14 protein-coding genes are annotated in these 14783 nt (G+C 59.7%); 6 read left to right on the top strand and 8 right to left on the bottom strand.

Annotated features, from left to right (window positions below):
* On the top strand, positions 1 to 751 hold a 751-nt coding region (locus tag D3261_RS10725; protein WP_147464967.1), incomplete at its 5' end, for a DUF4349 domain-containing protein.
* 39 nt (positions 752 to 790) lie between these two features.
* Complete coding sequence (locus D3261_RS10720; RefSeq protein ID WP_120072215.1) at positions 791 to 1285, top strand: macro domain-containing protein; 495 nt, start codon at positions 791 to 793, stop codon at positions 1283 to 1285.
* A 36-nt stretch (positions 1286 to 1321) separates the two neighbouring features.
* Here D3261_RS10720 and D3261_RS10715 read toward each other — a convergent pair whose 3' ends face one another.
* A complete protein-coding gene (locus tag D3261_RS10715) occupies positions 1322 to 2074 on the bottom strand; it encodes an MBL fold metallo-hydrolase (protein WP_120072213.1) in 753 nt (250 codons plus the stop codon).
* A 92-nt stretch (positions 2075 to 2166) separates the two neighbouring features.
* Between D3261_RS10715 and D3261_RS10710 the strand changes: the two genes are divergently transcribed.
* Positions 2167 to 3558 (top strand): hypothetical protein, encoded by a 1392-nt coding sequence (locus tag D3261_RS10710; protein WP_120072212.1) that lies wholly within the window; start codon positions 2167 to 2169, stop codon positions 3556 to 3558.
* Positions 3559 to 3687: 129 nt separating this feature from the next.
* Here D3261_RS10710 and D3261_RS10705 read toward each other — a convergent pair whose 3' ends face one another.
* The 3 genes from D3261_RS10705 to D3261_RS10695 form a co-directional block, all read right to left on the bottom strand.
* On the bottom strand, positions 3688 to 3957 hold the full coding sequence (locus D3261_RS10705) for a hypothetical protein (protein ID WP_120072210.1): 270 nt from the start codon (positions 3955 to 3957) through the stop codon (positions 3688 to 3690).
* A gap of 293 nt (positions 3958 to 4250) precedes the next feature.
* Entirely contained in the window at positions 4251 to 6983 is a 2733-nt protein-coding gene (locus D3261_RS10700; RefSeq protein WP_120072209.1) for an AAA domain-containing protein, read from the bottom strand.
* A 57-nt stretch (positions 6984 to 7040) separates the two neighbouring features.
* Positions 7041 to 8270 carry an inorganic phosphate transporter gene (locus D3261_RS10695; RefSeq protein WP_120072207.1) on the bottom strand — a complete coding sequence of 410 codons (1230 nt, stop codon included), beginning with the start codon at positions 8268 to 8270 and terminating at the stop codon, positions 7041 to 7043.
* A 124-nt stretch (positions 8271 to 8394) separates the two neighbouring features.
* Here D3261_RS10695 and D3261_RS10690 point away from each other — a divergent pair, with 124 nt between their 5' ends.
* The gene (locus D3261_RS10690; protein WP_233553967.1) at positions 8395 to 8664 is read left to right on the top strand and encodes a hypothetical protein; all 270 of its coding nucleotides are present in this window, start codon (positions 8395 to 8397) and stop codon (positions 8662 to 8664) included.
* A 1313-nt stretch (positions 8665 to 9977) separates the two neighbouring features.
* Here D3261_RS10690 and D3261_RS10685 read toward each other — a convergent pair.
* The 4 genes from D3261_RS10685 to D3261_RS10670 form a co-directional block, all read right to left on the bottom strand.
* Complete coding sequence (locus D3261_RS10685; protein ID WP_120072205.1) at positions 9978 to 10643, bottom strand: PH domain-containing protein; 666 nt, start codon at positions 10641 to 10643, stop codon at positions 9978 to 9980.
* 152 nt (positions 10644 to 10795) lie between these two features.
* A complete protein-coding gene (locus tag D3261_RS10680; protein ID WP_120072203.1) occupies positions 10796 to 11230 on the bottom strand; it encodes a hypothetical protein in 435 nt (144 codons plus the stop codon).
* Complete coding sequence (locus D3261_RS10675; RefSeq protein ID WP_233553966.1) at positions 11227 to 11505, bottom strand: SWIM zinc finger family protein; 279 nt, start codon at positions 11503 to 11505, stop codon at positions 11227 to 11229. The genes D3261_RS10680 and D3261_RS10675 overlap by 4 nt, the downstream gene beginning before the upstream one ends.
* A complete protein-coding gene (locus D3261_RS10670) occupies positions 11502 to 11849 on the bottom strand; it encodes a hypothetical protein (protein ID WP_120072201.1) in 348 nt (115 codons plus the stop codon). Before D3261_RS10670 ends, D3261_RS10675 begins: the two co-directional genes overlap by 4 nt.
* Before the next feature lie 804 nt (positions 11850 to 12653).
* Between D3261_RS10670 and D3261_RS10660 the strand changes: the two genes are divergently transcribed.
* Together D3261_RS10660 and D3261_RS19770 are read left to right on the top strand one after the other, a co-directional pair.
* Complete coding sequence (locus D3261_RS10660) at positions 12654 to 13793, top strand: hypothetical protein (protein ID WP_120072199.1); 1140 nt, start codon at positions 12654 to 12656, stop codon at positions 13791 to 13793.
* A 171-nt stretch (positions 13794 to 13964) separates the two neighbouring features.
* Complete coding sequence (locus tag D3261_RS19770; protein WP_147464966.1) at positions 13965 to 14744, top strand: hypothetical protein; 780 nt, start codon at positions 13965 to 13967, stop codon at positions 14742 to 14744.
* Positions 14745 to 14783 lie beyond the last annotated feature (39 nt).

Here is a 14783-nt window from a genome sequence, read left to right as displayed (position 1 = left end):
CGCCGGGATGGGTGGCGGGGGTGCCAGCGCCGGCGGCGGTGGAGCGGGCGAAGCTCAACGCGCGCGCCAAGCCCCACAGGCGATCATCAAGACCGGCCGCGTCCAGCTCGGGGTCGAGAACTTCAGCGCGGCCCAGCGGAACCTGACGCGGGCGACTCGGGCGGCCGGTGGCTACGTCAGCGCGTCGAGCGAGAGCACCTACGTCGAATCCAGCGAGAACGTCACCCGCGGCGAGCTCGTGCTCCGCGTTCCCAGTCGAAACTTCTCGGCGCTGTTCTCGCGGGTTAAGGCGGTCGGCTCAGTGGAGAACGCGAACAGCAACAGTACCGACGTCTCCGGAAAGCTAGTCGACCTCCGAGCCCGGCTCAACAACTCGCGCGCCCAGCGCGACCGGCTCCGCGCGCTCTACGACAACGCCAGCGACACCGAGGCGACCCTCGCGGTCCAGAAACGCCTCTCGACCGTGCAGTCGCGGATCGAACGGCTCGAAGGCCGGCTGGCCTCGCTCAACGACCGGGTCGCCTACTCGACGATCACGGTGACGTACGCCGAATCCAGCCCGAGCGCACCCCCAGAGCAGTGGTACGACGTCGGGGTGGTCAGCGCGCTTGTCTCGTCGATGGAGGGCGTGGTCACCGCGATCCGGGCGCTCGTCGTCGGGCTCGCGTACGCCGCGCCGTACCTCATGGTCTTCGGGGTCCCCATCGCCATCGTTGGCTACCTCGTTCACCGCCATCGAAGCGCACCCTGACCGGCGCGGATTTTTGCACCGGGACGGTCAACGGTGAGTATGAACTTCGACGTCGTCCAGGGTGACATCGCGGCCCAGCAGGCCGACGCGCTCGTCAACGCCGCCAACACGGGGCTGGCGATGGGGTCGGGCGTCGCGGGCGCGCTCCGGCGCGGGGCCGGTACGGGCATCGACGACGAGGCGGTTTCGAAAGGACCAGTGGATCTCGGCGGAGTAGCGGTCACCGACGCCTACGACCTCGACGCCGAGTGGGTGATCCACGCCGCCGCGATGCCGCAAGGCGGGCGCGCGACCGCCGAGAGCATCCGCGACGCGACCCGAAACAGCCTCGAACGCGCCGACGAACTCGGGTGTACCTCGCTCGTGCTCCCGGCGCTCGGCTGTGGGATCGCGGGCTTCGACCTCCGTGAAGGAGCGCGGATCATCGGCGAGGTGATCGCCGAGTACGAACCTACGTCGCTCGCCGACGTCCGACTGATCGGCTACGACGAGGACGAGGTCGCGACCATCCGCGAAGTCACGCACGAGAACTGACGAATCGGATCGGTGGCCGAGCGGAGCCGTGACCGGTCACTCGACCTCGACTGCGAGACCGTCGCGGGCGAACCGGACGTCGCCATCGTAGTGCGCCCCGATGGACTCCAACATCTCCTCGTGGCGGCCCTCGGTGTGGGGGTAGAGGTGGGTGAGGTAGAGCCGCCCGACCTCGACCCCCGATCCGGCGAGCGTCTCGCCCAGCTGGCTCGGCGTGGGGTGATTCGAGACGTCGACGTCGTCGGGGAACGAGCAGTCGTGGGCCAGCACGGCCGAGCCGTCGGCGAAGTTCGCCAGCCCCGCGAACGCCTCGCTGTCGGCGCTGAAGGTGAACGCCGGCCCGTCGTCGTGGGTGAAGCGGTAGGCGAGACAGTACATCGAGTGACGGGTCTCGCGGGCGTCGACGTCGAACCCCGCGAGCGAGAACGACTCCGCGACGACCTCGCGAACCCGGAGGTCGATCCGGCCGTCGAGGTACTCGTGGACGTCGAGGAGACCGTCGATCAGCTCCTTCGTGCCCTGCGGCCCGACGATTTCGAGATGCTCCGCACCCGCGAGCCACCGGGCCTTCACCAGCGGGAGGAGGTCCGCGACGTGGTCGAGGTGGTGGTGGGTCAGGAGGACCGTCGAGACGCCCTCGTACCCCGTCTCGGTTCGCGCGAGCGCGTTCAGCACGCCGCTGCCGCAGTCGACGAGGAGCGAATCGTCGTCGGCATCGAGGAGGAGTCCGGTCTGGGATCGCCGGCCGCTCGGCATCGCGGCTCCCGTCCCGAGAAAGGTTACGCGCATGACGAATCGGGGGACGGGGCGGGCAAAAGCGTTGCTCGCCGGCGTCGTGCTCAAGCCGAAGGCTCATGGGCCTCAGTCGTGCACAACGGGCAATGACAGCCGCCGAGAGCGAACGCCGGGGCTTCTTCGCGTACTACCGCGAGTACGCCAAATCGGGTGTTCACGCGGCGAGCGCGGCAGCGCTGACGGCACTGATCGGGATCGCGAGTTTCACGGGTGTTCGATGGTTCGTTCTGGTCGCGATCGCGGTCTACGTTCTCCCGCCGGTGTTCCTCTACTTCACCGGCGAGGGCGAGCGGGTGCCGTCGGTCGTCGGCGAAGGCGGTGAGTCCAACGATGGACGGGGTTCGGGACGTGGCGAGGGAGACCGACGAGACAACCGGAGTTCCGATGCCGCGGAATCCAGAGTCTCCCAGCGAGAACAGAGGCTGGACGGCGACGACCACGACCGGGAAACGAAAGCGGACGTCGGCTCCAACGACGTGGGATCGGCGGCGACGGCCGGACCGACGAACGAACGCGGATCCGAGACCACGGGAGCCGACGACGAGTCGGAATCGGAGTCGGAGGACGAGGACGAACCGACCGACGAAGACGAAACGGCTCCCGACGTCGAACCCGGCTGGAAGACGGCGAACGCACCGACCGAGGAGTCGTTGCTCGACGTGGTCGCGACCGCCGACGGCGCGTACGCGGTCGGGGAGAACGGGGTCGTCCTCGCTCGGGAGGACGACGGCTGGGCGATCGCGGTCGAGGGCGGTCCGACGGCGAACGGAAACCCGCTCCGGGGCGTCGATGCGACCGCCGACGGCGGAGCGGTCTGGTTCGCGGGCGACAGCGGCGTGCTCGGGCGCTACAGGGATGGCGAACTCACCGACCACTCCGCGCCGGAGGACCGGACGAGCACCTGGACCGACGTCGCGGTCACGGGGACGGCGGGCGACGAACGGGTCCACCTCGTGAACGGCTCCGGCGAACTTCTCCGGGGGCGATACGACGACGGCCGCGTCTCGTGGGGCGGGGTCGAAAAACCCGGCAGCGGGTCGAGCATCTCGGCCGTCTCGTTCGTGGACGACGACCGTGGCCACCTCTGTGATACCAGCCAAGGCGTCTACGGGACCACCGACGGCGGCGAAAGCTACGAACGGGTCGGCATCGACGACGCGAACGCCGCCTTCACCGGGGTCGACGCGGCCGGGTCGACGGTCGTCGTGTCGTGCGACGACGGTGCGGTGTTCCGGTACGACGGTTCGGTCTGGACGCGGTTGCACGCCGCCGAAACGGAGCTCTCGGCGATCGACCTCGCTGGCGAGTCGGGGCTCGCGGCGGGCGACGCCGGGACGGTCGTCGAACTCGTGGACGGAGGTTGGGAGACGGTCGAGGCTCCGGTCGATGCCGACCTGTCTGGGGTCACCATCGGGCAGAGCGGGTCGGACGGGTCGGATATCGCCGTCGGGACGGACGGGACGGTCATCGAACGGTAACGAGACGGTTCGGGGTCGGACGAGGAACTGTTCGGTCGTCACGCCGGAACGCGTACACCCTCGTGGGGAACCACCGACGCGAAAACGGCGAGGTCGTACCCTCTCCTTCGTTTCGGACGGTGTGCCGGGTCAGTTCTCGTCGGCGTCGCCCGACGTGGCGGAGCTGACGAACGGCCGAAGGAGCGCGTAGACCGAGTGGAGAGCGACGAGCACGGCGACGAGCGAGAGCACCGAAGCGACGACCACGACGACGGCTTCCTGCTCTTCGGCCGTCGCGATCCCCTGTGTGGCGAGCGCGATACCACCGGATCCGAGGAGGACGAGGAGCCGTTTGGCCGCCGAGAGCGCGCTGATCCACTGGCGGAGGTCGCGGACCGTCCCGAAGAGCTCGCTACGCATCCGTGCGGTCAGCTCCCCGGTGCTGCTCGACGAACCCGTCGGGTCTCGTGGTCGCCACCATCGCCGATAAGTCAGTCACTCGTAACTCCACGCCAGCAGTGTGCTCCCCGCGTTCGTCACGCGTTCCTCCGTGCCGAGGTGGGGGGCGCGAGTGGTCCACCCGTTCGAGCGAGAACACGGTCGTGTCGTCGCATGTCGAGCGTTCGTTTTCCGGCGGTCCGTTTAAACGTGATCCCGTCGGGGAGATCGTACGATAGTTACGCCGAGCCGGTCGGTCGTGCGCCCCGGTCGGGTCAGTCGGCCCACTCGACCATCCGGGCGTAGCGCTCGTCGGACGTGAGCGCCGTGCGGTCGCCGACGAGCACGAGCGCCTTCTTCGCCCGCGTGAGCGCGACGTTCACCCGGCGTGGGTCCTCGAAGACCGGCGAGTCCAGCGTGCCGGTCGCGACGAACGAGACGACGATGACCTCCTTCGCCGAGCCCTGAAATCGGTCGACGGTGTCCACGGTCACGTCGGGCACCCGCCGGCGGATCGCCGCGGCCTGGGCGCGGAACGGCGCGATGACGCCGATGTCGTCGGGCGCGAGCCCCGCCGCGACGAAATCATCGACCGTCTCGCCCACCGCCTCGACTTCCGTGGGATTGGTGTTGCCCCGCGCCGTCCCGCCGGGGTCGACGAACGCCACGCGGTCGCGGAGGTGGTCGGGGAGCGCGTCGCCGTCCACACCCGGCAGGTCCGTGAGGTGCTGAGCGGCCACGTCCGGCGAGGCGGGTCGGAGCGCGCCGTCGTAGAACTCGCTCGACGGGAAGGCCTGGATCCGCTGGGCCATCCGATACTGGGTGTCGAGCAGTACCGACGCGTCGGGATGGGCGTCGACCAGCCGCTCGAACAGCGACCGCGAGAGGTCGGCTGCATCGGTCATACCGCCGTCCGACCGCGCGGCGGCCGGGTCGGTCGTCGACTCGACCTCGACATCGCCTTCGTCGACTGCATCCGCCGCCTGGACCACGGGGGGAAGCTGCTGGTGGTCCCCGACGAGCACGAACCGGTCGGCGAGCGTGGTCGCCGCGAGCGTCGCGGGTTCGGTGAGCTGGCCCGCCTCGTCGACCAGCGCGACGTCGAACGACTCCTCGCGCATGACCCGCGAGCCACAGCTCGCGGTCGTCGCCGCTACCACGGGTGCGTCCTCCAGCTCCCGCGCTCGCGCCTCGGGGTCGCCGCGGGTTTCGAGTCTGAAGCCCTGCATGTCTGCACGGACGCCGTGTTCGGTTCCGACACGAACGAACTCCTCGAACCCCTGGTCGCGGAGCGCCTCCAGGGCGTTGTCGACCGCACGGTTCGTGAACCCCGAGAGGAGTACTCGGTCCCCGCGCTCGACCAGCGCCTGGATGGTGCGCGCGATGGTGTAGGTCTTGCCCGTGCCCGGCGGGCCATGGACCAGCGCACAGTCCTCCGCGCCGACCGCGAGCCGCACGGCCCGATCCTGGGAATTGTTGTTCGGGATGAACTCCTCGTCCACTTCCCGGAACTCGGGCTCGCGCCGCCCGAAGAGCACGTCCTTCCGGTCCGGGTCGCCGGCCAGCACCGCGTTGTGGAGCGCCGTCAGCATCCCGTCGACACCCATCTCCGAGGGGTAGACGTCGAGCCGCCGGAGGTCGACCGGTTCCTCGGTGTTCACCACGACCTCGTCGTCGAGTTCGAGCACCCGACCCATCTCGGCGGTGCCGTAGACCGGGTCGCCGTCGCTCGCGAGCACCACGTCGCCCTCGCGGATCTTCGAGACCGGGTCGTCACACCGCGCTCGGAGCTCCCAGCCGTCGTCGACCTCGGTTCTTCCGAGCGGTTCGAGATCGATGAGCGCGCGGTCGGCGTCGGCGCGCTCCTCGGGGGTCTGGGTCCAGAGCTTCGCGTACTCTCGATGGACGGCACGGCGCTCGGCCTCGATGGCGCGGTAAAACCGTGCGAAGTACGCGCGCTCCTCGGCGGGGAGCGCGCTCCCGATCTGCCCTGCCTTCGACTCCTGGTCGAGCCGGCCCGAGACCACCATGCAGGTGTCCTGCTCGAAGCAGTACTCACACCGCGCGTTGGCCTCGTAGCCCGTCGGCACAGTTTTTTCGAGCGCCATCGACACGAGCTGGTTGCGCTGGCGGACGACGTACCCGAGTAAACCGTCGTTGAGCGAGAAGTCCTTCGCCGGCGAGAGGTCGCCGTCCTCCTCGTTCCGGTCGAGTGCGGCGTTCTTCGTGTAGATGAGGGTGCCAGTATCGGGTGACGGACCGCGTTCACCCAATAGGAGCGCATAGCAAGCGACCTGGATCTTGTCCTGAAATCGGGGCTCGCTCTTGGTGTTCTTCCCCGTCTTGAGTTCGACCGGCGCGCCCCGGCGGACCGCGTCGGCTCGACCCTTCAGGCCGTACCGTTCACTGATGAGTGTCTGCTCGGAGCGCCACTCGTCCTCGTCGTCGAGCGTGCCCTGGCGGAGCCAGCCGTCGATCGCGCGGGCGTGGTCGGCGACGTCCGCGCGCACTTCCTCGGGGTCGCGCCCGAGGAGGCCGAGGTCGAGGCCCGCCTCCTCGACCCGGTCGTCGATCGAGGCCTCGACCTCGCTTCCCCGAAGCAGGTCGGAGAAGATCTCGTGGACGATGGTCCCCTTCACCACCGGGTAATTCAGGGGGATCCCCGACATCGAGTTGAGGTACTCCAACCTGGGACACTGGACCCACGAGCGAACGTCGGTGACGTTCACGAGGTAGTCGGGCTGGAGCACCACCCGCGAGTCGCCGGTCGTCGCGTACCCACCGTCGCCGTCGTAGTCGTTCTCCTCGACGTCGACGGCCAAAACGTCCATTCCGGGTCGGGCGTGGTCCGCGGTTTCGGCCCACTTCCCCCAGCAGGTCAGCGTCACGGGGTCGGCGCGACCCCCGTCCGGTCGGAGGGTGAGTTCGGCGAGGTCGCGCTCGCCGTACCGGGTTTCGACGGTGGTCCCGTCGCCGACCTCGACCAGTACGCCCCGGAGTTCGGTCACATCGGAGACGGGGTAGGGAGGCGAAAAACGCTATCGATCACCGACATCGCGAGCGGCTCAGCCACCGTAGATCGGAAAGAGACTGAAGAGAACGTACGAGGCGGCCGCCGACAGGGAGGGGGTGAGGATCCAGAGCATCACGACCCGGCCCGTCGCCGACGGGTCGAAGAGTTCCTGTGAGGTGAAGTCCGCGGGGTCCTCGTCGCCGATCCGCGGGACGTCGGGCTCCGGGACGTCACCGCCGTCGGGGGTACCGTCGGCGTCGATCGCTTCGGGCGAGTCGGCGGCGAGCGCGCCGGTGGTGAGGGTCGCGCTCTCCTCGCCGCGGTAGGCCGCCGACGCCGCGTCCGCGATGGTGGTCGTTCGGGTAGCCCGACCCCAGCCGAGGCCCACGATACACATCGTGGCGCTCACGGCCAGGCTCGCCGGGATCCCGAGCCGCGAGAGCACCGTGATGATGGTGGCGCTCACGCTCGCGACGATCAGCGAGGCCAGGAGGGGGAGGTCGGTGAGGTCGTTGCCGATGGTGTCGAGGGTCCGCCGGGCGATCGTGAACGCGCCGAGACCGATCGCGGCGGCCGCGAGCAGCACCCCTTGGTCGGCCGTGACCGTGCCGCCACCGACGAGGGGGGCGACCGCGTTGGCGACGTTCGACGCGCCCGCGGAGAACGCCATGTAGCAGCTGATCGCGAGCACGACGGCGCTCCAGAAGACTTCCTTCGGGGTCGTCCCCGGTGCGGGTCTCGGGACGGGAACCGGGCCGGTCCGGTCGATCGTCAGGAGGTCGCTGTCGGACTGGTCGAGCGCGAACCACGCGTCGAGGTAGGGGTAGAGGTAGCGACCGATCACCGCACACACCCAGAAGGCGACCACGGGGGCGACGAGCCACCACGAGACGATCCCGCCCATCACGCCCCAGTCGAGGGTGTGACTCGCGAGACCGAGCCCCGCGATCGCGCCGACCGCCGTCATCGAGGTCGAGGCGGGCACGCCGAAGAGGTTCGAGATGAGGAGCGCGAGCCCGACGAAGAACAGCACCGCGACGCTCGCCCCGAGGGTGAACTGGCTCGACGGGACGATATCGCCACCCATCGTCTTCACGACCTCTCGACCGTAGGTCCAGCCACCGATCAGCGCGAAGAGGGTGAACAGCGCCGCCGCGCCGTTCTTCGAGACCAGCCGGCTCCCCACCGCCGGGCCGAACGCGACGCCGGTCGAGGAACCACCGATGTTGAAACCGACGAAGACCGCGACGCCGACCCCAACGAGAAGGAGTATCGAAATCACATGTAACTTATACGAACGAGGTGGGTAAATCTATCGTTCCGCCCGACGTCGGCCGCTCGACGAGGTATCGGGCCGACTCGGCCCCGCCGAGGGTTTTTATTCGATGAGGAGGCCAGGCTCGCCAATGTCGGAGTCCGACGGTTCGTCCGCTCGCGATCCGCCCACGAACGCTGGCGTCGCGGCCCGTATCGCCGCCGCGGCCGGGATGGCCGGTGGGCTCGCCCGCGCCGTCGATGCCCGAACGGTGACGGTGGACGACGCGGTCGACGGGGACGACTTCTTCACGGCGGCCGACGGGCGGACCACGGTCGCGAACCGCTACGACCTCGAGAAGGCGGTACCGCTCGACCGAAAACCCTACTTTCGGGAGGTCGCGCGCTACTGTTCTCCTTAGAATACTATTCTTGTAGCACTAAGTTAGAATATCAACGGCTTATTCTATCTACTTGCTGCCCACTAATCAGGATAAACTGTCCCGATACTGGTTGAAGCACTGTTCACAAATTTCCACATCTTCTTGGATATCTTCTAAACTTCTGTTGTCCGAACTGAGAGTAAGATAGTAATGAGGTGGTCCTTCCGAAATTGACTCACCACAGAGGGGACAATCCATTGACCTCGGAATGGGAAGGTAGATTGTATATACCTTTCTTATAGATATTCAGATTTATATACGACTTTACGAGAGCTTGCTTCTGAAGTCTTCCCAACAGTCCCTACAAACTTGATTTTTCTTAGTAGCTTGACTGTCGCGGACTGTAGATAGACGACCCTTGTCTACAGCATGAAGTGCTATCCGATATTTAGGACGGTCATCGGTGAGTGGGGTGCCACAGAGAGGGCAGTTCATGCTACGATGCTATCGGAGTCAGTGTAAATAAATCATATTAAACAGAAATGTGATGAGTGAGGTATCTTGGTGCTACCATTAGATGAAGATGATTTGATGTGGCTTCACAATAACTATGTGGAAGGCATATGTACGTCTCGTACTGGTCAGTGGACCAGTCTGGGAAACTCGAAAGCAGGGTGATGCCACGCAACGGGGCTTCCGCTTTTTGCGAACCCTACTTCCAAGCACTGAGAGTAGGACACACTACGGTATGAGTCTTATGGTAGTAACTAACATAGTAGGAGTAACGGTTAGCTACACCGTTCGTTGATTTAGGGGAAAATTCTGATGCTCGGCTCAGAGAACTCATCAGAAGCTCACTATGGAGTGATAGTGACCTCTGACTTCTCATGGCCGAACGTTAATCACAAAGGGAGTGAGAGTGAAGGCGGTTTTGACTGGATCAGCGAGAGTCTCACTTCCCCGTGGAACGTTCATTGTCGTACATAATAAACGCCTCGAAGTAGTGTAAACGATTCTGGACTTAGAAAGGTGGTGCCGCGCAAGAACCACCTTAGGGAACGAGGTTCCCACCTCACCGCTTGTGGGTCACGCTAAATGCTTTGTGTAATAGCGTCACAACGATAGAGACAACTGATCATAAATAACAGGTCTGAGGGGCACAACTATGATATGCGTCGAGTTCTTCTCATGAAATGGGGAGCGAAATGATGCCAGGACAACTCTCCGTAGGGAACATTGACATTCCCTATTTGAGGACGAATGGCTTCTGGTAAGTGCTTTGTGGAGGGTTGTCATTAACAATTCAATCATAATCGACATGCAAGGACCATCATAACAAGCAATTGCCCAACCTACTCAGTCATAATACGGATGAACTTCGCTGCATCACGACACTCTTCTTTCGAGGATTTCGACCCAGAGAAGTGGTATGTGCGTCCATAGGTCTGCACTGTTAGCCTCTTGTGTATTAGACCCGTGTCGAAGTCAACTCCATTCACTGAGTCATATGGGACATTGCGCTCATCATCACCGAGAGTCTGAGGAATGTGAGCTACAATGCGCTTGTCAGTAAGGATAGTATGTACGTGGCCTTCAGTTCCATTCTTCCGACTACGATCATTACCCCAGTATCCTGTGCTGTCTCCACCGCCTTCGACGTCAATAGTACGCCCCTTTAGAATGTAATGTGGCTGCTCTCCATCATCGAGGAATTCTACTAAAAGATTATCCTTATTGTCGAATCTCATTCCTTCTAAGAGAGCTTCTCGCGTCACTGATTCCCCCATAGCGCTCTCTACAAGTTCATCAACATGCTCTTCGTGCTCTCTCCATTCCTTTGAACGACTTTTCGTAGAGACTCTCTCATTGTACGAATAATCATATCCACAGTCATCACACTTCATCTCACCAGCAATCATGCCTTTAGCAGACTGATTAGAGGAAGCACACTGGGGACACTCAAGATCTTCTTCTACGGCTTCTATCCATGCAGAACGGAATCTATCTGATAGTCCCATAGATATGTGTCTTGAATAGTAGTTGTTTTCATACTACAAATAAATTCCCCCACACAACACACTTTGGTATGTAAGAGATGGACAAGAAGACAGTTGGCTGAGACTATTGGGTTCGCACGAGAATCATATTCCCGTGGTCCAGTAGGATACAGCTACTGTGTCCGAGGTTCGATTAGGTCTTCGTGGATGCAATGCTTATCCTTCCCTTCCCAGTGAGCGCGGATAGTGTATTCCCAATGGTTCGGAAAGTGATCTATCGCCTCATCAAGCTCCATCGTTCGAAGTCTCATACAGTCTCGAAGCTTTATTTGGCTCTTTCCAAGATGGTCACAGTCACATCTGTGATTGAGGTGGAACATGACATCAAGCTCGTTAACCTCTGCATCTATCGATGAATCACTCTCTTTTCTACGCTCGTTGATTTCACTAACGACGTCTTCAGGATCGTCAGTGTCGTTCTTCATTCGCCAGCGTGCGAGGAAGCATTCATCGGCAGTGAGTGCCTCTTCACGTCGTTTCTCGTGAAGGGTGCTTATTCGCTCTACATTCTCAAAGAAGGCCGAGATGAGGTCGCCGTGAAGTATCATTCGCGAACCTCCGAAGCAGCCTGCAGTACTGCAGGTTTGTTCTCAACGGCAAGCATGTGCTTACACCCGTTATCAGGGTTGTTGTACTGCCACGAAGGACACGTACAGTCAAACGGGATCTCACTCTCTACGGAGACGACATAGACATGCTCATCGCTCTCTTCTCCATATGAGGTATTCTCGACACGAACACTCCCGTGAACAGGAACGCGGTACTCCATGCCTTCCCACTCTGCTCGCTTTGCAGCAGTGGTGTTCTCAGAGGTGACGCTCATAGACGGACCTCCGAGTGAGGACAGTCCTCGTCGTGAAGGATATGATTAGGACCACTAATTGACTCGACGCCACAGCCTTCACACCGAGCATAGGTCTCTCCACCGTATTCAGGTGCCTCAACGTGGCGAGTTATCTCAGGGAGGTCATCACCGTCGTCAGTACTCTCCAGCAGCTCGATAGCGTCATCCAACTCGTCAACGCGATCGTCGTACCAATGGAAGTTTTCTGCCCACTCCCCCTCCTGGTGGATCTTCCTCTTGGTGGACTGCAGTTGCTCAATTGCATTCTCGATACGTCCGTTCGTGGCGTCACCTTCATGTGACGCAGAGGCGTTGTATGCCATGTCGGTCTTGTCCGACACCGAGGTGAGTGCTCTAACACTCGCCTCACTTTCCTCGTGAGACAGTACCTCAGTGCTTACTTCATCCAAAGAGTGCATGCCACTTAACTCTTTGCTTCATAGCAAAGACTAAATGAGGTGGTACAGTACAGTCAGTATGAGCGACGGAAAACAGAGTCACCGTTATTCAGAAGAAGATATACTCAGCGCTATTCGGGAAGCCGATCCTGCGACGACAACCAATGTAGGGAATGAACTAGGATGTTCTCGACAGGCTGCTGATTTCCGACTCAGACGACTAAGCGAGGAAGAGATAGTTGACTCGCAGAAAATAGGGAACTCACTGATATGGTCAGTGTCTGAGTAAGCTGTCTGAGCGTGCATGCCCCAGTGGGATGAGAAGGTAGACAGATACTCTATCAGCATACAATGCCTCTGTCTTACTCAGGAATTGGAGTGAACAGTAGATAGGTGTCTTACCCCTCACAGTGTACTTCGGTGCTCAGCACTCAGAGATACAACCTCAATGGCGCCACCATATGTCTGTTCGCTAACACTCCCCCATCAAGATTAGAGCACTCAATAGGTTCCCTTCGCCTACATATTGGGGTGGATGCACGCCCCCTCCACACGGAACTTCGCTCTCTCAGTAGTATAGACCCCCTCCATCAAGATCTCTATACTATTTCGACGTCTATCTCAATTTGTAGATTTAGAATAATTTTGCGCTAAGAACATGGAATATTGCGCGGGAGGGAGAGTGCCTACGATTAATGGAGCAGTGTCACTAACAGAGAATAAGCTCTCATGGACAAGGATGATGAGGAGAAACTGAAGAAAGAACGGTTTCGGCAATTCAATCGGCTCGCAAGGGACCACATTTGGAGCGAAGAGGACTGGAATCTGCTACAAGGCCACTTATCTCTGAGCGATAAGCGCGATATACTTTCAAGAGATGACCTTCAGCAATTTCTGCAGACTAATCGACAAGAGATGAAGATTACTGCACCTTGGGGGCCAAAGCAACCCCAAGAGGACACAATAATTCGAAGGTATAGAACATTTGAGAGTCTTGAAACGATTCTTCAATCAGAGGAGTTCTGGTTCAGTACTGTTGAAGCATTTGACGATCGATTCGAGGGGATGTTTCCACAGCCGAATATCGATTATTTGGCGAAATTGAACCAACAACAGCAGGAAATTTTTGGTCAAGAAGCCGCTAAGGAAATGCATAAAGCTGAGCGAGAGGCAAGAGAAGACTTCATCAATTTTGTGAACAAGAAAGTATACATCAATTGCTGGCGTGAGGGTGAGTCCGAGTCAGCCGTTTTCTGGAATGCATATATTGGAGGTGATCTGGGTGTTGCAATTGAAACTACGGTTGGACAATTCAAGAAGAGTATTGAGAAGGATGTCTCCGATAACCTTCTTGAGAGCATTCTCAAGAGTGATAACGCGAAAGTGGATGCATTTTTGAATAGAGATAATCCTGACAGTGATGCTGTTCAGAATTATGAAGCTGCAGTGCAAGACATGAAGGCGGAACACGAGAAAATGCAGGTTGGTTCAGTTGAATATATCGATTTTCAGAATGAAGCAATGCCTCAGTCGCAATACGCTCGATTCTTCCACAAACGAGACGAGTTTAGCAGTGAAAGAGAGTTTAGAGCGGTATTTGAGGATCCAATGACAGGTACAGGATCAATAGAACAAACAAAGGAGGGTCAAGCAGTCCGATTCGACCCAAATGAGTTGATAAATAGAGTGATCCTCAGTCCAAACCCTCCAGATGGATACAAAGAGATAGTCGAAGATCTGCTTGATTACCACGAGATAGAGGCACCAGTAGTATATTCGGATCTGGACAGAAGCTATCCCGATTACGGGAGAACTCTATTCATGGGAAGAAGGTGGAGTGGCATATCGATAGACCCTGCTGACATATAGCCTCATTAGAGCAGATGTCAAAACGGCACACAATATCTGAGACGAGTTGCGTTTGAGTTGCCCTGACCGACAATTTATAAGTCAACTTGCTGGAGCCTGTCATAGAGGCCTATGCAAGGCTACGAGCATAATGTAGAGAGAAGGTCGCTATACAGGTCTCTGTGATCAAGAATGTCTGCAGAAGCACAAAGCGCAACAAGCACAGAACTCCCACAAGATAGACCATCGAGTTGGATAGAGTATCATAATCGTGAGAATGCGCTCGCGGTACTCAGGACACTTAGAGCAGATGATGATATTGAATGCCAATGCTCAGACTGTATCTTCGGTGGGAGAGAGCTATCACTTGATGAAGAGTCGTTAGACAGTGACGAATTAGGGAAAACTCGGGATCACCTGAAGGATACTACGGGTCACGAAGTGCCAATCGGCAAAAGAAGTGTACTCCAGCACCGAGAGTATCAGACTGAATGGCGAAAAAAGGATACCAGTCCTACAATTGCCATTGACCGTGCTCGATGGAGGTCAATGTGGCTCTTTCAGACGAATGCTATGGGGGAAGCACCTGTTGAAGGGAGAGGGGCATCCGATGAAGAATCTGCTCGTGAGACTGCGGACAAGCTCACTATCACCGAAATCATCTCTAAGCAGCTCGGGTGCATTCAGCCTCAACGTGAAGAAGCAAAGTCAATGATGAAGAAGATCGACGTAGATACTCTCGGAGCGCACTCAAATAATAAGAAAGCAGCTATCGCGGTATTGAGCCTTGTTACTAGGGAAGATCGAGCCTACGGTGAAATGGCACTGAGCGACCGTATGGAGAGAACAAATCTCCATCACAATCCTACTCTCATAGAGAACGATTCTCGGTTCAAAGATGTCTGTGAACAATTTGGCTTCGATCCAAGCTTTCTGAGTACGACACGGGATAGCATCAAAGAGCAACTATAACTTATGGATGCAAGTAAAGTGCATGTAATCGTCTTATTT

The organism is Halococcus sp. IIIV-5B (assembly GCF_003602035.1).
Classification (GTDB): domain Archaea; phylum Halobacteriota; class Halobacteria; order Halobacteriales; family Halococcaceae; genus Halococcus; species Halococcus salsus.
Note: the sequence above shows the minus strand (reverse complement) of the source record. Positions and strands in the feature narration are given on the sequence as shown.